Raw genomic sequence first — 22,297 nt, 5'->3', positions numbered from 1 at the left:
AGCCTCATGCGTTATTTTCCCTCTGGAACCTTCCGGCGCGAACGAATTTACAGGAGCTTTAATGCCGAACATTACCTGGTGCGACCTGCCAACGGATGTCTCTTTATGGCCAGGATTGCCGCTCTCTTTAAGTGGCGATGAGGTGATGCCTCTGGATTACCACGCCGGTCGTAGCGGCTGGCTGCTGTACGGACGCGGTCTGGACAAGCAACGCCTGACCCAGTACCAAAGCAAACTGGGGGCTGCGATGGTGATTGTCGCCGCCTGGTGTGTGGAAGATTACCAGGTCATCCGCCTGGCGGGTTCCCTGACGCAGCGCGCAACGCGTCTGGCGCATGACGCCGGGCTGGACGTCGCGCCGCTCGGTAAAATTCCGCACCTGAAAACCCCAGGTCTGCTGGTCATGGACATGGACTCTACGGCGATCCAGATCGAATGTATCGACGAGATTGCGAAACTGGCGGGCAGCGGCGAGCTGGTGGCGGAAGTCACCGAACGTGCGATGCGCGGCGAACTGGACTTCACCGCCAGCCTGAGACAGCGCGTGGCGACCCTGAAAGGGGCCGACGCTAACATCCTGCGCCAGGTGCGCGATGTGCTGCCGCTGATGCCAGGGCTGACACAGCTGGTGTTGAAGCTGCAGTCGTTGGGCTGGAAAGTGGCGATTGCCTCTGGTGGCTTTACCTTCTTCGCGGATTACCTGCGGGAAAAACTGCACCTGACCACCGTGGTGGCCAACGAGCTAGAGATCATGGACGGCAAGCTGACCGGCCAGGTGATTGGCGATATCGTGGACGCCCAGTACAAAGCCAATACGCTGACGCGTCTGGCGGAAAAATATGAAATTCCGGTCGTCCAGACCGTCGCCATCGGGGACGGCGCGAACGACCTGCCGATGATCAAAGCGGCAGGGCTTGGCATTGCCTACCACGCCAAGCCAAAAGTGAATGAAAAGACGGAAGTGACTATCCGTCACGCTGACCTGATGGGGGTGTTCTGCATTCTCTCCGGCAGCCTTAATCAGAAATAACGGTCTGCTTTGTAGGCCGGGTAAGCCTAAGCGCCACCCGGCGCGCAGGCCGCACAGAAATAACGAGGTAAACCGTGGCGAAAGCTCCAAAACGCGCATTTGTCTGTAATGAATGTGGTGCGGATTATCCGCGCTGGCAGGGGCAATGCAGCGCCTGTCATGCCTGGAACACCATCACCGAAGTGCGTGGTGTGGCGGCTTCGCCGAGCGTGGCCCGCAACGAGCGCCTGAGTGGCTATGCCGGTAACGCGGGCGTGGCGAAGGTGCAAAAACTCTCGGACATCAGCCTCGAAGAGCTGCCGCGCTTCTCCACCGGGTTCAAAGAGTTTGACCGCGTGCTCGGCGGCGGCGTGGTGCCGGGCAGCGCCATCCTGATTGGCGGTAATCCGGGCGCGGGTAAATCGACCCTGCTGCTGCAAACGCTCTGCAAGCTCGCCGAACAGATGAAAACCCTGTACGTCACGGGCGAAGAGTCACTTCAGCAGGTGGCGATGCGCGCGCACCGCCTGGGTCTGCCGACCGGCAACCTGAACATGCTCTCCGAAACCAGCATCGAGCAGATCTGCATGATCGCCGAAGAAGAGCAGCCGAAGCTGATGGTGATTGACTCCATCCAGGTGATGCACATGGCGGACATTCAGTCCTCGCCGGGCAGCGTCGCGCAGGTGCGTGAAACCGCGGCATACCTGACGCGCTTTGCCAAAACGCGCGGCGTGGCGATTGTGATGGTCGGCCACGTGACCAAAGACGGCTCGCTGGCCGGGCCGAAGGTGCTTGAGCACTGTATCGACTGCTCTGTGATGCTCGACGGCGACGCGGATTCCCGCTTCCGTACCCTGCGCAGCCATAAAAACCGCTTTGGGGCGGTGAACGAACTGGGCGTGTTTGCCATGACCGAACAGGGGCTGCGCGAAGTCAGCAACCCGTCGGCCATCTTCCTGAGCCGTGGCGATGAGATCACCTCCGGCAGCTCGGTGATGGTGCTGTGGGAAGGGACGCGCCCGCTGCTTGTCGAAATTCAGGCGCTGGTGGACGTGTCGATGATGGGCAACCCGCGGCGCGTGGCGGTCGGTCTGGAACAAAACCGTCTGGCGATCCTGCTGGCGGTACTGCACCGTCACGGCGGGCTGCAGATGGCGGATCAGGACGTTTTCGTGAACGTGGTCGGCGGCGTCAAAGTTACTGAGACCAGCGCAGACCTGGCGCTGCTGCTGGCAATGGTCTCCAGCCTGCGCGACAGACCGCTGCCGCAGGATCTGGTCGTCTTCGGCGAAGTTGGCCTCGCCGGGGAAATCCGTCCGGTGCCCAGCGGGCAGGAGCGTATCTCCGAGGCGGCAAAACACGGCTTCCGCCGGGCGATCGTTCCCGCCGCCAACGTGCCGAAAAAAATCCCGGAAGGGATGCAGGTATTTGGCGTGAAAAAACTCGCAGATGCGTTAAATGTCTTTGACGACTTATAATTACGTATTCGATTTTGCAGGAGGCACCGTAATTTATGTCATCATTTGACTACATCAAGACCGCGATCCGCCAGAAGGGCTGCACGCTGCAGCAGGTGGCGGACGCCAGCGGCATGACCAAAGGCTACCTGAGCCAGCTGCTGAACGCCAAAATCAAAAGCCCCAGCGCGCAGAAGCTCGAAGCGCTGCACCGCTTTCTGGGGCTGGAATTCCCGCGTATGCAAAAGAACATCGGCGTGGTGTTCGGCAAGTTTTACCCGCTGCATACCGGGCATATCTATCTGATCCAGCGCGCCTGTAGCCAGGTGGACGAGCTGCACATCATCATGGGCTACGATGAAACCCGCGACCGTCAGCTGTTCGAAGACAGCGCCATGTCGCAGCAGCCCACCGTGTCAGACCGCCTGCGCTGGCTGCTTCAGACCTTTAAATATCAGAAAAACATTCGTATCCATGCCTTTAACGAAGAGGGCATGGAGCCGTATCCGCACGGCTGGGACGTGTGGAGCAACGGTGTAAAAACCTTTATGGAAGACAAGGGGATTGCGCCGAACTGGATCTACACCTCTGAAGAGTCCGATGCGCCACAGTTCCGCGAGCATCTGGGTATCGAGACGGTGCTGATCGATCCGAAACGCACCTTTATGAACATCAGTGGGGCGCAGATCCGCGAAAACCCGTTCCGCTACTGGGATTACATTCCGACCGAAGTTAAGCCGTTCTTTGTGCGTACGGTGGCGATTCTGGGCGGCGAGTCGAGCGGCAAATCAACGCTGGTCAACAAGCTGGCGAACATCTTCAACACCACCAGCGCGTGGGAGTACGGCCGCGATTATGTCTTCTCGCACCTCGGTGGCGACGAGATGGCACTGCAGTATTCCGACTACGACAAAATTGCGCTCGGACATGCCCAGTACATTGATTTTGCCGTGAAATATGCCAACAAAGTGGCGTTTATCGATACCGATTTCGTGACCACGCAGGCGTTCTGTAAAAAGTACGAAGGGCGCGAGCACCCGTTCGTGCAGGCGCTGATTGACGAATACCGCTTTGACCTGGTGATCCTGCTGGAGAACAACACCCCGTGGGTGGCTGACGGCATGCGCAGCCTCGGCAGCTCCGTGGACAGGCGGGAATTCCAGTCCATGCTGGTGGAGATGCTCAACGAAAATAACGTTGAGTTTGTGCATGTGGAAGAGTCGGACTACGACTCCCGTTTCCTGCGCTGCGTCGAGCTGGTGAAGGAGATGATGGGGGAGCAGGGGTAAAAAACTTACCCCTCACCCTAACCCTCTCCCCAAAGGGGAGAGGGGGAACAAACCACTCAGAACTCAACCACCACTTTCCCACGCATATGCCCCTCCAGCACTTTGCGGTGCGCCTCGGTAATGCTTTCCACGCTCAGCCCGTGCAGCGTTTCACTCAGCGAGCTTTCCACCACGCCGTTATCCACCAGCTTCGCGACCTCGTCTAAGATCTCTCCCTGACGCGCCATATCCGCCGTCTGATACATGCTGCGGGTATACATAAATTCCCAGTGCAGGGCGGCGGATTTGGACTTCAGCTTGTCCTGATCCAGCGGACGTTCATTCTCGACGATAGAGCAGATATGCCCCTGTGGCGCAATCAGTTCGCTGACTGCATCCCAGTGCCCGTCGGTGTCGTTGAGGATGAAAATGTAATCCACGAAGGTCAGCCCCTCTTTCGCCAGTTCACCTTTCAGGTCGCGGTAGTTGACGACCACGTCGGCCCCGCGATCGCGACACCACTGGGCGGAATCTTCTCGCGAAGCGGTTGCGATGATTTTCACCTTGCTGTTGTGTTTCGCAAAGGGGATCGCCAGCGATCCCACCCCGCCCGCACCGCCGATGATCAGCAGTGTTTTGTCCGCCCCTGCATCCTGAATGTTCAGCCGTTCAAACAGGCCTTCCCACGCGGTGAGCGCGGTTAAGGGCAGTGCAGCGGCAGCCGCCCAGCCGAGGCTGGCAGGCTTGTGCCCGACAATCCGCGCATCGATCAGCTGATGCGTGGTATTGCTGCCCGGTCGGGTGATATCGCCTGCGTACCACACTTCGTCGCCCGGTTTAAAGCCGGTAACGTTTGTTCCAACCGCTTTGACGATCCCGCTGGCATCCCAGCCGAGCACGCGCGGCTCGTTCAGCCCATTTTGGGCAATGCCTGCATGCACCTTGGTGTCTACCGGGTTTATGGAGACGGCTTTCACCTCCACCAGCAGATCGTGCTCGCCGGGCTGCGGCATCGGCGGGGTGATTTCAATAAAAACAGCAGGGTTCGCTGGGTTAACGGCAATGGCTTTAACAGACATGGTGTGCTCCTCAATGGAATGCGTTTTGTTGAGGCTAGTCTATAAAGTGGACAGCTGCGTGATAAGATGGACAATCAAGAACTCAGCGTTCGTACAGGGTGAACAATCATGTTTAAACAGCTGCAGGATATGGCGCTGTTCGCGCTGGTGGCGGAGATGGGCAGCTTTACGGCTGCCGCTCAGAAAGCGGAACTGCCAAAATCCAGCGTGAGCCAGCGGATTAGTCAGCTTGAACAGCAGGTAGGCATTCGCCTGCTCAACCGCACCACGCGCAGGATCAGCCTCACGTTTGCGGGCGAGCACTATCTGGTGCACTGCCGTGAGATGCTGGCGGCCAGCGAGCGGGCGGAGTACGCCATTCAGCGGCTGCGCGAAAACCCGAGCGGGCGGCTGCGGATCACCTGTCCGGCGGGGATTGGCGCGACGCTGCTGGCGCATATGAATGCCGAGTTCCAGCTTCGCTATCCTGACGTGTCGCTGGACGTGTCGATCTCTGACGACGTTGTGGATCTGGTCGAATCCGGCTTTGACGTGGCGCTGCGTACCGGCAAACCGCAGGACTCCTCCCTGATTGGCCGAATGATCGGGCACTGCCCGCGTTATATGCTGGCTTCGCCGGACTATCTGGCGCGTCGGGAGCCGTTAATTCATCCCCGTCAGCTGGTGGAGCACCGCTGCATTACGCACCGGGCGTGGTCAGAGTGGCTTCTGCGAAGCGAGAGCGAAGATTACCGCTACCTGCCTGATAACGCGCACATGACCGATAATCTGGTGTATGCCCGCGAATGTGCGATTGCCGGCGTGGGGATCACGCTGTTACCCGCATTTCTGCTGGAGGATAAGATCGATAAGGGTGCGCTGGTGAAGGTGCTGCCGGAGTGGAATGTTGAAGGTAACGATCTGTGGCTGGCGTATCCAAGCCGCAAGCTGAATTCACCTGCGCTGATGAGCTATATCGAGTTTGCGATGCAGTTTGATGAGGTGAAGCGGTATTACGTGGGGGGATGATTTTGTGCGGCCTGATGCCCTCACCCTGTCCCTCTCCCACGGGGAGAGGGAACAAACATAAAAAACGGCAACCGAAGTTGCCGTTTTGCTTTTATTTCGAAATACGCTTGTACTTAATACGCTTCGGCTCCAGCGCGTCTGCGCCCAGCGTGCGTTTCTTGTACTCTTCGTATTCGGTGAAGTTACCTTCGAAGAACTCGACTTTACCTTCGTCCTGATAGTCCAGGATGTGGGTCGCGATACGGTCCAGGAACCAGCGGTCGTGCGAGATAACCATCGCGCAGCCCGGGAACTCCAGCAGGGCGTTTTCCAGCGCGCGCAGGGTTTCGATGTCCAGGTCGTTGGTTGGTTCATCGAGCAGCAGTACGTTACCGCCCACCTGCAGCAGCTTCGCCAGGTGCAGACGACCGCGCTCACCGCCGGATAGCTCGCCCACGCGTTTGCCCTGGTCGGTGCCTTTGAAGTTGAAGCGGCCAACATAGGCGCGGCTTGGCATCTCGGTGTTGCCGATACGCATGATATCCAGACCGCCGGAGACTTCTTCCCACACGGTTTTGCTGTTGTCCATTGCGTCACGGAACTGATCAACGGAGGCCAGCTTCACGGTTTCACCCAGGGTGATAGAGCCGCTGTCAGGCTGTTCCTGACCGGACATCATGCGGAACAGGGTCGATTTACCCGCACCGTTCGGACCGATGATCCCGACGATAGCGCCTTTCGGTACGGAGAAGCTCAGGTCGTCAATCAGCAGGCGGTCGCCGTAAGACTTACGCAGATTGCTGACTTCAACCACTTTATCCCCCAGACGTGCCCCAGGCGGAATAAACAGTTCGTTGGTTTCGTTACGTTTCTGGTATTCGGTGTTGTTCAGCTCTTCGAAGCGTGCCAGACGGGCTTTGCCCTTAGACTGACGGCCTTTCGCGCCCTGACGCACCCACTCCAGCTCTTTCTCAATAGACTTACGACGGGCCGCTTCCTGAGAAGCTTCCTGCGCCAGACGCTGATCTTTCTGCTCAAGCCAGGAGGAGTAGTTGCCTTCCCACGGAATACCTTCACCGCGGTCCAGCTCCAGGATCCAGCCAGCGACGTTGTCGAGGAAGTAACGGTCGTGGGTAATCGCCACAACGGTGCCTTCGAAGTCGTGCAGGAAGCGTTCCAGCCAGGCGACAGATTCTGCATCCAGGTGGTTCGTTGGTTCGTCGAGCAGCAGCATGTCTGGTTTTTCCAGCAGCAGGCGGCACAGCGCGACGCGGCGACGTTCACCACCGGAGAGCTTCTCAACTTTTGCATCCCAGTCCGGCAGACGCAGGGCATCAGCCGCGCGCTCCAGCTGCACGTTCAGGTTGTGACCGTCGTGCGCCTGGATAATCTCTTCATACTTGCCCTGCTGAGCGGCCAGCTTGTCGAAGTCCGCATCCGGCTCGGCGTATTTGGCATACACTTCATCCAGACCTTTCAGCGCGTTAACCACTTCGGACACCGCTTCTTCGACGGATTCGCGAACGGTGTGTTCCGGGTTCAACTGAGGTTCCTGCGGCAGGTAACCAATCTTGATGCCAGGCTGCGGACGGGCTTCACCTTCGATGTCTGTATCGATGCCCGCCATGATGCGCAGCAGGGTGGACTTACCGGCACCGTTGAGACCCAGAACACCGATTTTTGCGCCCGGGAAGAAGCTCAGCGAGATATTTTTAAGAATATGACGTTTCGGCGGGACAACTTTGCCGACACGATGCATGGTATAAACGAATTGAGCCACGTTGGACTTCGCCTCTTTTATCGTAATGAGAAGGAATTTCAGCCTCGAAGTGTAGCCTTTTTCATGACCTAATCCCAGTCAGGAACGCCGGGAGTGTTAAAACGCGCAGGAAAGGTAAAAAAGTGTCCATAACGTGGCGCGTTGCAGGATGCCTGGTTAGCATAAGTGAATGCAACATTGACGTGGCAAGACGCTGCAACTAACGAAAAACAATGAGGAAGAGCTTGTGGAAAAAGCCAAACGGGTGGTCTGGCGTCTGCTGGCTGCCAGCGTATGCGTAATGGCGGTAAGCCAGGCGGTGCATGCCGATTCACTGGATGAACAACGTAACCGCTACGCCCAGATTAAACAGGCGTGGGACAACAAGCAGATGGATACCGTGCAGGCCCTGATGCCGACGCTAAAGGATTATCCGCTGTATCCGTATCTGGAGTACCGCCAGATAACCGACGATCTCATGAACCAACCCACCGTCACCGTGAACAACTTCATTCAGGCGAACCCGACCCTGCCGCCTGCCCGTAATCTCCAGTCTCGTTTTGTGAATGAGCTGGCGCGTCGTGAAGACTGGCGCGGGCTGCTGGCGTTTAGCCCGGAAAAACCGGGCACGACGGAAGCGCAGTGTAATTACTACTACGCCAAATGGGCCACAGGACAGCAGGAAGAGGCCTGGGTCGGTGCCAAAGATCTCTGGCTGACGGGCAAAAGCCAGCCTAACGCCTGTGATTCGCTGTTCGGCGCATGGCGCGCATCGGGCAAACAGGATCCGCTGGCTTATCTTGAACGCATTCGCCTGGCGATGAAGGCCGGTAACACGCGTCTGGTCACTGCGCTGGCGGGGCAGATGCCGTCCGACTATCAAACCATTTCGTCTGCCGTCATTGGGCTGGCAAACGATCCGAACAGCGTGCTGACCTTTGCCCGCAGTACGGGCGCGACAGATTTCACGCGACAAATGGTGGCGGTCGCCTTTACCAGCGTGGCGCGTGACGATGTGGAAAACGCGCGGCTGATGATCCCGCAGCTGGTGCAGGCGCAGCAGCTTAATGAAGAACAAACGCAGGAATTGCGCGACATCGTGGCGTGGCGACTGATGGGCACCGATGTGACCGACGAACAGGCGCGCTGGCGTGACGACGCGATCATGCGTTCAAACTCCACCTCGCTTGTCGAGCGCCGCGTGCGAATGGCGCTGGGCACGGGCGATCGTCGTGGGCTGAATACCTGGCTTGCGCGTCTGCCGATGGATGCCAAAGAGAAAGATGAATGGCGCTACTGGCAGGCCGACCTGCTGCTGGAGCGTGGCCGTGACGATGAGGCCAAAGCTATCCTCCACGCTCTGATGCAACAGCGCGGATTCTACCCGATGGCGGCGGCGCAGCGGCTGGGCGAGGAGTACACGCTTAAGATCGACAAAGCGCCCGCCAACGCGAACCCGGCGCTGACGCAGGGGCCGGAGATGGCGCGCGTGCGCGAGCTGATGTACTGGAATATGGACAACACCGCGCGCAGCGAGTGGGCTAATCTGGTCACCAGCCGCACCACCGACGAGAAAGCCCAGCTTGCCCGCTACGCGTTCGATAATCGCTGGTGGGATCTGAGCGTGCAGGCGACGATCGCCGGCAAACTGTGGGATCATCTCGAAGAGCGTTTCCCGCTGGCGTACAAGGATCTGTTCGATCGCTACACCAGCGGCAAAGACATTCCGAAAAGCTACGCGATGGCGATAGCCCGTCAGGAGAGTGCCTGGAACCCGAAAGTGCGCTCCCCGGTGGGGGCCAGCGGCCTGATGCAGATCATGCCCGGCACCGCGACGCACACGGTGAAGATGTTTAATATTCCCGGGTACAGCAGCCCGTCGCAGCTTCTCGATCCGGATACCAACATCAACATCGGTACCAGCTATTTGCAGTACGTCTACCAGCAGTTTGGCAAAAACCGCATCTTCTCTTCGGCGGCGTATAACGCGGGACCGGGACGCGTGCGCACCTGGCTTGGCAACAGCGCCGGACGCATCGACGCGGTGGCGTTTGTCGAGAGTATCCCGTTCTCGGAAACGCGCGGCTACGTGAAGAACGTGCTGGCCTATGACGCCTACTATCGCTACTTCATGGGGCAGAAAGATACCCTGATGAGCGATGCCGAGTGGCAGAGGCGTTACTGATCGTCGCGGGTTGTGTTATGCTGTACTCGCTAATGAGTACAAGAGGCAGCATAACATGACCCAGCATTCCCCGTATTCCTCGGCAATGGCCGAACAACGTCATCAGGAGTGGCTTCGTTTTGTAGAGCTGCTTCGCCAGTCTTACGAGCAGGATTTGCACCTACCCCTCATGCAGCTGATGCTCACGCCGGACGAGCGTGAGGCGCTGGGCACGCGCGTGCGGATCATTGAAGAGCTGCTGCGCGGTGAGATGAGCCAGCGCGAGCTGAAAAATGAGCTCGGCGCGGGCATTGCAACGATCACCCGCGGCTCGAACAGCCTGAAGTCTGCGCCGGTTGAGCTGCGCCAGTGGCTGGAAGCGGTATTGCTGAAAAACGCCGGATGACGGCTACGCCTTATCCGGCCTGGACACTTACCGATAAATCGCGTTATGGAACGGGCTTAACGCCAAAATCACCGCCTGGTGGTAAACGCCAGAACGCGTCAGCGCGCCTGCGGTAAAGACGCCAATCGCCCCTTCTTTACGGCCAATCTCATCGATGCCGGTGTACTGCGACATCACAGGCCCGAGCGCTTCACCCGCACGCACTTTTTCCAGAATGACTTCCGGCAGCGGCAGGGTGGCCGAGCGCGCTTCACCGCGCTGCTCGCGGCTTTCGATGACCACCCAGCTAAAGGTTGCGCCTTCGTCGATACCTGCTTCAATCGCTACCCAAAAGTCAGCATCCGGTGCTGCGGCCCTGGCGTTTGCCACGCGATTTCGTGCGCCAGCGCGCGTTTCCTCGCTGCCAAACGGCTGTTCAGGAACGCCACTCTCGACGCCGATGGCCTCAATATGGCAGGATCCTGCGCCGAAGATCTCGTCAAATGCCCTTAGAATTGCCTGAATTTTGGCAGGATTAGTGGTAGCAGAGACGACATGGTGCATAATTAAGCTCGATTCAAAAAAAACTCATCGCAGTATAACGGAAAAAAACATGTTACAGGTTTACCTTGTTCGCCACGGTGAAACGCAGTGGAACGCCGAGCGACGTATTCAAGGCCAGTCAGACAGTCCTCTCACCGAAAAGGGTGTGCAGCAAGCGTGGCAGGTGGCAGAACGCGCCAGAACGCTGGGCATTACTCACGTGATTACCAGCGATTTAGGTCGCACACAGCAGACGGCGCGCATCATCGCAGATGCCTGTGGCTGTGATGTCATGCTGGAGCCGCGCCTGCGCGAGCTGGATATGGGCGTGCTGGAAAAACGCCATATCGATACGCTGACGGAAACGGAAGAGGGCTGGCGTCGCACGTTGGTGAACGGTACCGAAGATGGCCGTATTCCAGAGGGGGAATCCATGCAGGAGCTGAGCGTGCGTATGCATGCCGCACTGGCGGAATGCCTGAAGCTCCCGGCGGGAAGCCGTCCGCTGCTGGTGAGTCACGGGATTGCGTTGGGCTGCCTGGTGAGCACCATTCTGGGGTTACCGGCTTACGCTGAGCGCCGTTTGCGTCTGCGCAACTGCTCCATTTCCCGAATTGATTATCAGGAAAGCGCATGGCTGGCGTCGGGCTGGGTAGTGGAGATGGCAGGGGACATTTCGCATCTCGATGCCCCTGCGCTTGACGAACTGCAGCGTTAACGGCGGATAGGAATCAAGAATTCCATACGCAGATTGATTGGGCCTTCTTCCGGTTTGGCATCCTGCGCCGGGTAGTAGCGCTCAATGTCCTGACCTTTACGGCGATTAAGATTCAGCATTGGCATGCAGGTCCCGTAAACGGTCAGGATGAACTCCTGAACCCCCGTTCCCAGCCCTTCATACGAGAACATCACGTACTCGCCGCCTTCCAGCACGACCGGTTTCGAACCCTGAATATAACCATTCGCCATCTCTGGCGTCAGCGCGGTGGTGTAGAACACCTCCTGCTCGTCGTCTTTTTCCTGGCTTGGGCGCGTTTCGTTCAGACCGTACAGAATTGGCGGGATTGCCGGTGCATGGCTCAGGAAGTCGCGCCAGAACTGGACGCGCATCTGATGACGGAACTCAGAAATCTGCTCCAGAGAACAGGAGTAGCTCTGGGTTGTGCCGATCAGATGGGTTTCCGGCAGCGCGACAATTTCATATTTCGGCATCGCGAACTCGCCCAGACGCAGCGGCGGACGCATGCCAAACGAGCTCCAGTCAGGCGAACGACGATAAAGCGCTGGCGTCAACGAGAACTGTTTTTTAAAGGCGCGGGTGAACGTTTGCTGCGAATCAAAACGATACTGCAGGGCAATATCCAGAATCGGCCGCGCGGTCAGGCGCAATGCCACAGCAGATTTAGATAAACGACGTGCGCGAATATAGGCACCGATAGCATGACCGGTGACATCCTTGAACATCCTTTGCAGATGCCACTTGGAATAGCCTGCTTTAGCCGCCACATTATCCAGTGACAAAGGCTGGTCGAGATGACCTTCCAGCCAGGTGAGCAGGTCGCGAATAATTCCAGCCTGATCCATATACTATCCTCATCCTTAAAACAGCAGGTGCCTGATAACAGGTTAGCGGATAATAGCATTTTTTGATGTTTTAGCATTCAGTGTTTTTTTTGCGCATTAATGCCTTTTACGGCTCGTTTTGGGCGAATATATTCTAATCCTGTGATCTTGCTACATTTTTGTCTAAAGTGTTGAATAATCGCCCAGTGCAATTTTAAAGAATGGTAACAATATGAAATACAAGACTTTGATCTTCACCGCGTTGCTGCTGATGGTCGGCCGCGCCGCGCAGGCGGAACAGATTGGTTCCGTCGATACCGTGTTCAAAATGTTTGGTCCGGACCACAAAATCGTGGTGGAGGCGTTTGACGATCCGGACGTGAAAAACGTCACCTGCTACGTGAGCCGCGCGAAAACGGGCGGTATCAAAGGCGGGCTGGGGCTGGCGGAAGATACTTCCGATGCGGCGATCTCCTGCCAGCAGGTGGGCCCGGTTGAATTGAGCGATAAAATTAAAAACGGTAAAGCGCAGGGCGACGTGGTGTTCCAGAAACGGACCTCGCTGGTATTCAAAAAGCTGCAGGTGGTGCGTTTCTACGATGCGAAACGCAATACGCTGGCTTACCTGGCCTATTCCGACAAAGTGGTGGAAGGCTCGCCGAAAAACGCGATCAGCGCGGTGCCGATTATGCCGTGGCATTAATTCAGGGATGAACCATGCAACAACCTGTGGTCTGGCTGGTTGAAGACGAAACCAGTATCGCCGATACGCTGATCTACATGCTTCAGCAGGAAGGATTTGCGGTAAAGGCGTTTGAGCGCGGTTTACCGGTGCTGGAGGCGGCGCGGCAGCGGGCTCCGGCACTGGCTATTCTGGACGTCGGGCTGCCGGACATCAGCGGCTTTGAGCTGTGCCGCCAGCTGCTGGCCCAGCATCCGTCACTGCCGGTGCTGTTTCTGACGGCCCGCAGCGATGAAGTGGATAAACTCATCGGCCTGGAAATGGGCGCTGACGACTACGTTGCCAAGCCTTTCTCCCCACGGGAAGTGTGCGCCCGGGTAAGGACAATTTTACGGCGGATGCAAAAATCGGCTGCGCCTTCTGACATCGTCCGAATCGGGCAGTTTGAGCTGAATGAGCCAGCCGCGCGGATTAGCTGGTGCGGTGAAGCACTGCCCCTGACCCGCTATGAATTCTTGCTGCTCAAAACCTTGTTACAGGCCCCCGGACGGGTCTTTTCTCGTCAGCAGCTCATGGACATGGTATGGGGTGAAGACGGCGACAGTTTCGACCGCACCGTGGACACCCACATCAAAACCCTGCGCGCCAAGCTGCGGGCGGTAAACGAGGAACTTTCACCCATCAGCACCCATCGCGGTATGGGCTACAGTCTGGGCCTTTACTGATGCGCATTGGGATGCGGTTATTGCTGGGGTACTTCCTGATCGTGGCCATCGCCGCGTGGTTTGTGCTGTCGATCTTTGTTCAGGAAGTAAAGCCCGGCGTGCGCAGGGCAACCGAGGGTACGTTAATCGATACTGCGACCTTACTCGCCGAAGTCGGGCGTGAGGATCTCCTTTCGGGCAATGCGCAGCAGGGCAAACTGGCACAGGCCTTTTCTCAGCTTCATCAGCGCCCTTTCCGCGCCAATATCGGCGGCATTCATAAAGTGCGTAACGAGTATCACGTCTACATGACCGATGCGCAGGGCAGAGTAGTGTTTGATTCCGCCGGTCTGGCCGTGGGGAAAGATTACTCGCGCTGGAACGATGTCTGGCTGACGCTTCGCGGTGAATACGGCGCGCGCAGTACCCAGAGCCATCCCGACGATCCGGAGAGCACGGTGATGTATGTTGCCGCGCCAGTTGTGGAGCAGGGCAAGATTATCGGCGTGCTGTCGGTCGGGAAACCTAACAGCGCGATGGCACCGGTTATCCACCGCAGCGAGCGAAGGATCCTGTGGGCAGGCGGAGCGCTGCTCGGCATTGCCCTGCTGATCGGTCTTCTCGTCGCCTGGTGGATCAATCGTTCTATCAGTACGTTATCGCGCTATGCCGACTCGGTGACCACGGATACGCCTCTCCCGCTGCCTAATCCAGGCAGCAGCGAACTGCACAAGCTGGCCCAGGCGTTGGAGAATATGCGCATTCGCCTGGAAGGGAAAAACTACATTGAACACTATGTCCATGCGCTGACCCACGAGCTGAAAAGCCCCATCGCCGCGATACGCGGCGCGGCGGAAATTCTCGCCGAGCAGCCGCCGCCGCAGGTGGCTGCGCGGTTTATCGATAATATTCTGGTGCAAAACGCGCGCATGCAGTCGCTGGTCGAAAAGCTGCTTACCCAGGCGCGGCTTGAAAATCGGGTCGAGATCGTGCCGGTCAGCGTCGACGTCGACACGCTATTTACCCGCCTGGCCGACGCGCGTTCGGCGGTTCTGACAGCGAAAAATATCACGCTGACGATCCAAAGCACCTCTCTGTGTGTTGCGGGCGATCCCGAACTGCTCGAACAGGCTCTGGGTAATTTGCTGGATAACGCCATCGATTTCACGCCGCCCGGTGGGGCTATTGCACTGGCCGCGTATGAAGCGCAAACGCAGGCCCTGCTCACGGTGACCGATAGCGGAAGCGGTATCCCGGATTATGCGCTGGAGCGTATTTTTGAGCGCTTTTATTCCCTGCCGCGCGAGAACGGGTTGAAGAGCAGCGGACTCGGGCTGGCGTTTGTCCAGGAGGTGGCGCGTCTGCATCAGGGAGCGATTACATTGCGTAATCGCGATGAAGGTGGCGTGATGGCCACGCTGGCACTTCACCGTCCCTTCACATAGCTTCAAACTGACCCCACACAGCCTGGTTACGCTCTCCTCATCACAAAGGAGACGTAATGATGAAATCCCCCCTGTTCTGGAAAGTAAGCACCCTGTTGGGGTGCATCCTGCTGCTGTTAGTCCCGCTGTTTATGGTCAGTAACCTCATTTCAGAGCGTGAAAGCTATCGTAACGATGTCGAAAATACGCTTCGGCAGAGCACCAGCGGACCGCAAAAACTGGTCGGCCCGCTGATTGCCATTCCGGTGACGGAGATTTTTTACAAGCTGGAGGACGAGAAGAAGGTCGAATACAAGAAAAGCTATATGCATTTCATTCTGCCGGACTCTCTGGTTGTGGTAGGGAACCAGCGCGTGGAGTCCCGAAATATTGGCATCTACGACGGGCAAATCTGGAACACTGACCTGAAGATAAAAGCGCAGTTTAATACCGAAGAGCTGAAGCAGTTGAGAGGGGAAACGATAACAACAGGGCAGCCGTTTATCGTGACGGGCGTTGGCGACGCGCGGGGTATTGGCACGGTCAGTATCTCTAAAATCAATGGTGAGACGCTAAGTGTGGAACCCGGTTCAGGTGTCTACGGGGCGCTTGCAGGGATCCACATCCCGCTGACCGACAACGCGCTGGAAGCTAAAACGTTTGCACTTGAGATGTCACTCAATCTGGCGGGAACCGGCAGTTTTGCAGTGGTACCGGTAGGGCGTAATAGCGAAATGACGCTCAACAGCAACTGGCCGCATCCGGGCTTTATGGGCAACTATCTGCCGGTTAAGCACAAAATTGGCGAGTCTGGTTTCCAGGCGAACTGGAAGAGCAGCTGGTTTGCGAACAACCTTGAGAGTTGGTTCAGCGGGAGCGAATCGCCATCGTGGGAGTCGATCCCCGCCTTTAGCGTTACGGTAGCCACGCCCGCCGATCAGTATCAGCTGACTGACCGGGCGATCAAGTACGCCATTTTGCTGATTGCGCTGACGTTTATGGCCTTCTTTGTCTTCGAAACCTTAACCGGGCTGCGTCTGCACCCAATGCAGTACCTGCTGGTGGGGTTGTCGCTGGTGCTGTTCTATCTGGTGTTGCTGGCACTGTCTGAACACGTTGGGTTTACGCCAGCCTGGGTTGTTGCAAGTCTGGTGGGCGCAGCGATGAACGGAATGTACCTGCAGGCCGTGTTGAAAAGCTGGAAGCGCAGCGGGCTATTTGTGCTGGCCTTGTTGGGGCTGGACGTGGTGATGTGGTTCCTGCTGCGCTCGGAGGACAGCGCGCTGCTGTTGGGGTCAGCGGTTCTCGCGCTGGCGCTGTTTGCCGTCATGTACCTGACCCGTCATTTCGACTGGTACTCGCTCTCTCAGCCGAAGCAACCTGAGCCACCCGCAGCACCGGATGACGATACGATGCGGATCTGGAAATAAAAAAAACGGCGCAAATGCGCCGTTTTTAATGCGTTAACTGCGGGATTACTCCTGCAGATCGCCGCAGAAACGGTACCCTTCGCCGTGGATCGTGGCGATGATTTCCGGCGTATCTGGCGTAGATTCGAAATGCTTACGAATACGACGGATGGTCACGTCTACGGTACGGTCATGCGGCTTCAGCTCGCGACCGGTCATTTTCTTCAGCAGTTCTGCACGGGACTGAATTTTGCCCGGGTTTTCGCAGAAGTGCAGCATCGCGCGGAATTCACTGCGCGGCAGTTTATACTGCTCACCGTTCGGGCTGATCAGTGAACGGCTATTGATATCAAGTTCCCAGCCGTTGAATTTGTAGCTGTCTACGCTACGACGCTCTTCGCTGACCGTTCCCAGGTTCATGGTGCGGGACAGCAGGTTACGTGCACGAATGGTTAACTCGCGTGGATTAAACGGTTTGGTGATGTAATCATCCGCACCGATTTCCAGGCCAAGAATTTTATCAACTTCGTTGTCACGGCCTGTCAGGAACATTAACGCGACGTTCGCCTGTTCACGCAGTTCGCGCGCCAGAAGAAGGCCGTTTTTGCCTGGCAGGTTAATGTCCATAATGACCAGGTTGATATCATTTTCAGAAAGGATCTGATGCATCTCTGCGCCATCGGTCGCTTCAAAGACATCGTAGCCTTCTGCTTCGAAAATGCTCTTTAACGTGTTGCGTGTTACCAACTCGTCTTCAACGATAAGAATGTGCGGGGTCTGCATGTTTGCTACCTAAATTGCCAACTAAATCGAAACAGGAAGTACAAAAGTCCCTGACCTGCCTGATGCATGTCGCAAATTAACATGATCGGCTTAACGTGACTAAAGTACGTAATTGCGTTCTTGATGCACTTTCCATCAACGTCAACAACATCATTAGCTTGGTCTTGGGTACTTTCCCTTTGGACCCGACAGTGTCAAAAACGGCTGTCATCCTAACCATTTTAACAGCAACATAACAGGCTAAGTGACACCGGACACCCAATAAAACTACGCTTCGTTGACATATATCAAGTTCAATTGTAGCACGTTAACAGTTTGATGAAATCATCGTATCCGAATGCTAGCCTTTGTCACAAATTTTCAATAAACCAACTAGTTGCGGACATTGATTGATAAACAATACGAATCCAATTAAGAATAGGCATTCACACAGTCATTATCATTATAAAACATAGGGATAATACCTGTCTGTTAACATTCTAACTGATTGTTCAGCCACAAAATAGTTTAGCGTTTTTAATTTGTTATGAAACGCTATTTCGGTGATTTGTGTTGCAATTTTGTAAATTCGTGCTGCGTAATATGTTGAGGCGCATCACATTTTTACCCGCTAACTGCTTAAAAAGAGAGCATAAATGCATCTGTCGATTGTGCTGGTGGCCCCAGCAAGACCCGAAAACATAGGCGCTGCGGCGCGTGCCATGAAGACCATGGGTTTTACCGATTTACGTATTGTGGACAGCGCCGCGCACCTGGAACCTGCGGCGCGTTGGGTCGCGCACGGTTCGGGAGATATTCTCGATAATATAACCACTTACGCTACGCTTGCCGACGCGCTGCACGACATCTCCTTTACCGTTGCGACCACGGCGCGCAGCCGGGCGAAGTTCCATTACTACGCCACGCCCGCGGAGCTGGTGCCGATGCTGGAAGAGAAAAGCCAGTGGCTGGAGAAAGCCGCGCTGGTGTTTGGGCGTGAAGATTCCGGGCTGACCAATGAAGAGCTGGAACTGGCGGATGTGCTGACAGGCGCGCCGATGGTTGCAGATTATCCTTCTCTCAATTTAGGCCAGGCGGTGATGGTCTATTGCTATCAATTAGCATCCTTAATACAAATTCCGCAGCCGCCTGTTACAGGTACCGATGAAAACCAGCTGGCTGCACTTCGCGCGCGCGTGGAAAACCTGCTCATGCAGCTGGGTGTGGCTGACGATCAAAAAATGGTCGACTGGCTACAGCAGCGTTTGGGCCGTCTTGAGCAACGCGATACGGCAATGCTGCACCGTTTGCTGCACGATATTGAAAAAAAATTGGCCGAGTAAAGTGCTGTCATACATTTTTATTATGGTGTAATCATCTGATGCTAAGGGTTGCTTTTGGGGTATTCGGATGAAAATAAATCCGACGGCAGCGGGACGTGAGAGTCCTCCGAATTGTGATCAAATTAAAAATTCGTTGACTTAAGGTGCCCGATCCTTTAACCCTAAAAGAATACAGCACAGACAGATAATAATGACAGAGTACACAACATCCATGAAACGCATCAGCATCACCACCATTACCACAACCATCATCATTACCACGGGTAACGATGCGGGCTGACGCGTACAGGAAAAACAAAAAAAAGCCCGCACCTAGACAGTGCGGGCTTTTTTTTCGGCTAAAGGAAACGAGGTAGAACCATGCGAGTGTTGAAGTTCGGCGGTACATCAGTGGCAAATGCAGAACGTTTTCTGCGTGTTGCCGATATCCTGGAAAGCAACGCCAGGCAGGGGCAGGTTGCTACCGTGCTCTCTGCCCCGGCAAAAATCACGAACCATCTGGTGGCGATGATTGAAAAAACCATCGGTGGCCAGGATGCACTCCCGAACATCAGCGACGCCGAACGTATCTTCGCTGACCTTCTGCAAGGGCTTGCAGAGGCGCTGCCCGGCTTCCCGCACGCTCAACTGAAGTCCTTCGTTGAGCAGGAATTTGCACAAATCAAACACGTCCTGCACGGCATCAGCCTCCTCGGTCAGTGCCCGGACAGCATCAACGCGGCGCTGATCTGCCGGGGCGAAAAACTCTCAATCGCCATCATGGCGGGCGTGCTGGAAGCGCGCGGCCATAACGTGACCGTGATCGACCCGGTTGAAAAACTGCTGGCGGTGGGCCACTACCTCGAATCCACCGTTGATATTGCCGAATCAACCCGCCGTATCGCCGCGAGCAAAATCCCGTCTGACCACATGATCCTGATGGCAGGCTTCACCGCCGGTAACGAGAAGGGCGAGCTGGTGGTGCTGGGCCGTAACGGCTCCGATTACTCCGCCGCCGTGCTGGCCGCCTGTTTACGCGCAGACTGTTGTGAGATCTGGACTGATGTTGACGGCGTCTATACCTGCGACCCGCGCCAGGTTCCGGACGCCAGGCTGCTCAAGTCGATGTCGTACCAGGAAGCGATGGAGCTTTCCTACTTCGGCGCTAAAGTGCTTCACCCGCGTACCATCTCCCCGATTGCCCAGTTCCAGATCCCTTGCCTGATTAAAAACACCGGTAACCCGCAAGCTCCGGGTACGCTGATTGGCGCGAGTACCGATGAAGACGGTCTGCCGGTGAAAGGCATCTCCAACCTGAACAACATGGCGATGTTCAGCGTCTCCGGTCCTGGGATGAAAGGGATGGTCGGCATGGCGGCGCGCGTCTTTGCGGCCATGTCCCGCAACGGAATTTCTGTGGTGCTGATCACCCAGTCCTCTTCCGAATACAGCATCAGCTTCTGCGTGCCACAGGCGGATTGCCTGCGTGCCCGTCGCGCGCTGGAGGAAGAGTTCTATCTGGAGCTGAAAGAGGAACTGCTGGAGCCACTCTCCATTCAGGAGCGTCTGGCGATTATCTCTGTGGTCGGCGACGGCATGCGCACGCTGCGCGGTATCTCCGCCAAGTTCTTTGCCGCGCTGGCGCGCGCCAATATCAACATCGTGGCGATTGCGCAGGGCTCGTCTGAGCGTTCAATTTCCGTTGTCGTGGACAACGATGACGCCACCACCGGCGTGCGCGTGGTTCACCAGATGCTGTTCAACACCGACCAGGTGATCGAGCTGTTCCTGATTGGCGTGGGCGGCGTAGGCGGCGCGCTGCTGGAGCAGGTGAAGCGTCAGCAGGCGTGGCTGAAGAAGAAACATATCGATCTGCGCGTCTGCGGGATTGCGAACTCAAAAGCGCTGCTGACCAACGTTCACGGGCTGAACCTGGAAAACTGGCAGGCCGAGATGAACGAGGCGAAAGAGCCGTTCAACCTGGGCCGCCTGATCCGTCTGGTGAAAGAGTATCACCTGCTTAACCCGGTGATTGTTGACTGTACCTCCAACCAGGCGGTGGCCGATCAGTACGCCGACTTCCTGCGCGAAGGTTTCCACGTGGTGACGCCAAACAAAAAGGCCAACACCTCGTCGATGGATTACTATCACCAGCTGCGTCTGGCGGCGAGCAAGTCGCGCCGCAAGTTCCTGTACGACACAAACGTGGGGGCGGGGCTGCCGGTAATCGAGAACCTGCAAAACCTGCTCAACGCGGGCGATGAACTGCAGCGTTTCTCCGGCATTCTTTCCGGCTCGCTGTCGTTTATTTTTGGCAAGCTGGATGAAGGGATGAGCCTGTCGGAAGCCACTCGCGCCGCGCGCGATCTGGGCTATACCGAGCCGGATCCGCGTGACGATCTCTCCGGGATGGACGTGGCGCGCAAGCTACTGATCCTCGTGCGTGAAACGGGCCGCGAGCTTGAGCTTTCAGATATCGTGATTGAGCCGGTGCTGCCAGCAGAGTTTGATGACAGCGGTGACGTCAGCGCCTTTATGGCGAATTTGCCGCAGCTTGACGATGCTTTTGCCGCCCGTGTGGCGAAAGCCCGTGATGAAGGTAAGGTATTGCGCTATGTTGGCAACATTGAAGAAGATGGCGTGTGCCGGGTGAAGATTGCCGAAGTGGATGGCAACGATCCGCTGTACAAAGTCAAAAACGGCGAGAATGCGTTGGCGTTCTACAGCCACTATTATCAGCCATTGCCGCTGGTGCTTCGCGGCTATGGCGCAGGGAACGATGTTACGGCGGCGGGTGTGTTTGCCGATCTGCTGCGTACCCTGTCATGGAAGTTAGGAGTTTAACATGGTCAAAGTTTATGCCCCGGCTTCCAGCGCCAATATGAGCGTCGGATTTGACGTGCTGGGCGCGGCGGTCACGCCGGTGGATGGTTCGCTGCTGGGCGATACGGTTACGGTGGAAGCGGCAGACAGCTTCAGCCTGAATAACGTGGGCCGCTTCGCCAGCAAGCTGCCGTCTGAGCCGCGCGAAAATATCGTTTATCAGTGCTGGGAACGCTTCTGTCAGGAGATCGGCAAAAACGTGCCGGTTGCCATGACGCTGGAAAAAAGTATGCCGATTGGCTCAGGCCTGGGCTCCAGCGCGTGTTCCGTGGTCGCCGCGCTGGTGGCGATGAACGAGCACTGCGGCAAGCCGCTGAACAACAGCCGTCTGCTGGGGCTGATGGGCGAGCTGGAAGGGCGTATCTCCGGCAGCATTCATTATGACAACGTGGCGCCGTGCTTCCTTGGCGGCATGCAGCTGATGATCGAAGAAAATGGCATCATCAGCCAGCAGGTGCCAGGGTTTGATGAGTGGCTGTGGGTGCTGGCCTATCCGGGTATTAAGGTCTCTACCGCGGAAGCGCGTGCGATCCTGCCTGCACAGTATCGTCGTCAGGACTGTATCGCCCACGGGCGTCACCTGGCAGGCTTTATTCACGCCTGTTACACCCGTCAGCCGCAGCTGGCGGCGAAGCTGATGAAAGACGTCATTGCCGAGCCGTACCGTACGAAGCTGCTGCCCGGCTTTAACGAGGCGCGACAGGCCTCGATGGATATCGGCGCGCAGGCGTGCGGCATCTCCGGCTCCGGCCCGACGCTGTTCGCCCTGTGCGACAAGCCAGACACCGCGCAGCGCGTGGCGGACTGGCTCTCTAAACACTACCTGCAAAATCAGGAAGGCTTTGTTCATATTTGCCGTCTGGACACGGCTGGCGCACGAGTACTGGGATAATT

General features: G+C 56.8%; 21 protein-coding genes and 1 other annotated feature. Of the genes, 16 read left to right on the top strand and 5 right to left on the bottom strand.

Annotation, left to right across the window (positions count from 1 at the left end; genetic code table 11):
* Positions 1–61: 61 nt before the first annotated feature.
* From serB to nadR, 3 genes are all read left to right on the top strand, one after another.
* Positions 62–1,030 (top strand): phosphoserine phosphatase, encoded by a 969-nt coding sequence (gene serB, locus ACTJJA_RS10515; protein ID WP_025757501.1) that lies wholly within the window; start codon positions 62–64, stop codon positions 1,028–1,030.
* A 74-nt stretch (positions 1,031–1,104) separates the two neighbouring features.
* Complete coding sequence (gene radA, locus ACTJJA_RS10510) at positions 1,105–2,490, top strand: DNA repair protein RadA (protein ID WP_014068810.1); 1,386 nt, start codon at positions 1,105–1,107, stop codon at positions 2,488–2,490.
* Positions 2,491–2,525: 35 nt separating this feature from the next.
* Complete coding sequence (gene nadR, locus ACTJJA_RS10505; protein WP_010427112.1) at positions 2,526–3,758, top strand: multifunctional transcriptional regulator/nicotinamide-nucleotide adenylyltransferase/ribosylnicotinamide kinase NadR; 1,233 nt, start codon at positions 2,526–2,528, stop codon at positions 3,756–3,758.
* 56 nt (positions 3,759–3,814) lie between these two features.
* On the opposite strand, the gene ACTJJA_RS10500 is transcribed toward nadR, so the two are convergent.
* Positions 3,815–4,816 carry a zinc-binding alcohol dehydrogenase family protein gene (locus ACTJJA_RS10500; protein ID WP_440667849.1) on the bottom strand — a complete coding sequence of 334 codons (1,002 nt, stop codon included), beginning with the start codon at positions 4,814–4,816 and terminating at the stop codon, positions 3,815–3,817.
* A 108-nt stretch (positions 4,817–4,924) separates the two neighbouring features.
* Between ACTJJA_RS10500 and ACTJJA_RS10495 the strand changes: the two genes are divergently transcribed.
* On the top strand, positions 4,925–5,824 hold the full coding sequence (locus ACTJJA_RS10495) for a LysR family transcriptional regulator (protein WP_440667847.1): 900 nt from the start codon (positions 4,925–4,927) through the stop codon (positions 5,822–5,824).
* A gap of 91 nt (positions 5,825–5,915) precedes the next feature.
* Here ACTJJA_RS10495 and ettA read toward each other — a convergent pair whose 3' ends face one another.
* The gene (ettA, locus tag ACTJJA_RS10490) at positions 5,916–7,583 is read right to left on the bottom strand and encodes an energy-dependent translational throttle protein EttA (RefSeq protein ID WP_042716511.1); all 1,668 of its coding nucleotides are present in this window, start codon (positions 7,581–7,583) and stop codon (positions 5,916–5,918) included.
* A gap of 226 nt (positions 7,584–7,809) precedes the next feature.
* Here ettA and sltY point away from each other — a divergent pair, with 226 nt between their 5' ends.
* Complete coding sequence (sltY, locus tag ACTJJA_RS10485) at positions 7,810–9,747, top strand: murein transglycosylase (protein WP_440667844.1); 1,938 nt, start codon at positions 7,810–7,812, stop codon at positions 9,745–9,747.
* Between the two features lie 55 nt (positions 9,748–9,802).
* Positions 9,803–10,132: a trp operon repressor gene (trpR, locus tag ACTJJA_RS10480; protein ID WP_010427104.1), complete on the top strand. Its 330-nt coding sequence runs from the start codon at positions 9,803–9,805 to the stop codon at positions 10,130–10,132.
* Between the two features lie 27 nt (positions 10,133–10,159).
* Here the strand turns inward: trpR and yjjX are convergent, their stop codons facing one another.
* Positions 10,160–10,675, bottom strand: a complete 516-nt coding sequence (gene yjjX, locus ACTJJA_RS10475) for an inosine/xanthosine triphosphatase (protein ID WP_010427103.1) — start codon at positions 10,673–10,675, stop codon at positions 10,160–10,162.
* A gap of 49 nt (positions 10,676–10,724) precedes the next feature.
* On the opposite strand from yjjX, the gene gpmB reads away from it, so the two are divergent.
* The gene (gene gpmB / locus ACTJJA_RS10470; RefSeq protein ID WP_008502057.1) at positions 10,725–11,372 is read left to right on the top strand and encodes a 2,3-diphosphoglycerate-dependent phosphoglycerate mutase GpmB; all 648 of its coding nucleotides are present in this window, start codon (positions 10,725–10,727) and stop codon (positions 11,370–11,372) included.
* Here the strand turns inward: gpmB and robA are convergent.
* Positions 11,369–12,238, bottom strand: coding sequence for an MDR efflux pump AcrAB transcriptional activator RobA (gene robA, locus ACTJJA_RS10465; protein WP_010427100.1), 870 nt, complete (start codon positions 12,236–12,238; stop codon positions 11,369–11,371). The two genes, gpmB and robA, sit on opposite strands and share 4 nt — an antisense overlap.
* Positions 12,239–12,449: 211 nt before the next feature.
* Between robA and creA the strand changes: the two genes are divergently transcribed.
* From creA to creD, 4 genes are read left to right on the top strand one after another with little or no spacing between them, the layout of a single operon-like run.
* Positions 12,450–12,920, top strand: coding sequence for a protein CreA (creA, locus tag ACTJJA_RS10460; protein WP_010427098.1), 471 nt, complete (start codon positions 12,450–12,452; stop codon positions 12,918–12,920).
* 14 nt (positions 12,921–12,934) lie between these two features.
* Complete coding sequence (gene creB / locus ACTJJA_RS10455) at positions 12,935–13,624, top strand: two-component system response regulator CreB (protein ID WP_440667841.1); 690 nt, start codon at positions 12,935–12,937, stop codon at positions 13,622–13,624.
* Entirely contained in the window at positions 13,624–15,048 is a 1,425-nt protein-coding gene (gene creC, locus ACTJJA_RS10450; RefSeq protein ID WP_440667839.1) for a two-component system sensor histidine kinase CreC, read from the top strand. Before creB ends, creC begins: the two co-directional genes overlap by 1 nt.
* A 56-nt stretch (positions 15,049–15,104) precedes the next feature.
* On the top strand, positions 15,105–16,457 hold the full coding sequence (gene creD, locus ACTJJA_RS10445; RefSeq protein ID WP_440667837.1) for a cell envelope integrity protein CreD: 1,353 nt from the start codon (positions 15,105–15,107) through the stop codon (positions 16,455–16,457).
* 45 nt (positions 16,458–16,502) lie between these two features.
* Here creD and arcA read toward each other — a convergent pair whose 3' ends face one another.
* Positions 16,503–17,219, bottom strand: a complete 717-nt coding sequence (gene arcA, locus ACTJJA_RS10440; RefSeq protein WP_003856501.1) for a two-component system response regulator ArcA — start codon at positions 17,217–17,219, stop codon at positions 16,503–16,505.
* Between the two features lie 95 nt (positions 17,220–17,314).
* Between arcA and yjjY the strand changes: the two genes are divergently transcribed.
* The 5 genes from yjjY to thrB all read left to right on the top strand — a co-directional run bounded on the left by yjjY (position 17,315) and on the right by thrB (position 22,295).
* A complete protein-coding gene (yjjY, locus tag ACTJJA_RS10435) occupies positions 17,315–17,455 on the top strand; it encodes a protein YjjY (protein ID WP_085928893.1) in 141 nt (46 codons plus the stop codon).
* A 399-nt stretch (positions 17,456–17,854) separates the two neighbouring features.
* A complete protein-coding gene (locus tag ACTJJA_RS10430) occupies positions 17,855–18,541 on the top strand; it encodes a tRNA/rRNA methyltransferase (RefSeq protein ID WP_148401104.1) in 687 nt (228 codons plus the stop codon).
* A gap of 211 nt (positions 18,542–18,752) precedes the next feature.
* Positions 18,753–18,821, top strand: coding sequence for a thr operon leader peptide (thrL, locus tag ACTJJA_RS10425; RefSeq protein ID WP_015572623.1), 69 nt, complete (start codon positions 18,753–18,755; stop codon positions 18,819–18,821).
* Positions 18,760–18,877 (top strand) — a sequence feature (Thr leader region). (Overlaps the previous gene by 62 nt.)
* A gap of 24 nt (positions 18,878–18,901) precedes the next feature.
* Positions 18,902–21,364, top strand: a complete 2,463-nt coding sequence (gene thrA / locus ACTJJA_RS10420) for a bifunctional aspartate kinase/homoserine dehydrogenase I (protein ID WP_440667835.1) — start codon at positions 18,902–18,904, stop codon at positions 21,362–21,364.
* Position 21,365: 1 nt separating this feature from the next.
* Entirely contained in the window at positions 21,366–22,295 is a 930-nt protein-coding gene (thrB, locus tag ACTJJA_RS10415) for a homoserine kinase (RefSeq protein ID WP_010427087.1), read from the top strand.
* Positions 22,296–22,297: the final 2 nt, after the last annotated feature.

Origin of the sequence: Enterobacter sp. 22452 (genome assembly GCF_052045065.1) — a bacterium.
Classification (GTDB): domain Bacteria; phylum Pseudomonadota; class Gammaproteobacteria; order Enterobacterales; family Enterobacteriaceae; genus Enterobacter; species Enterobacter mori.
Note: the sequence above shows the minus strand (reverse complement) of the source record. Positions and strands in the feature narration are given on the sequence as shown.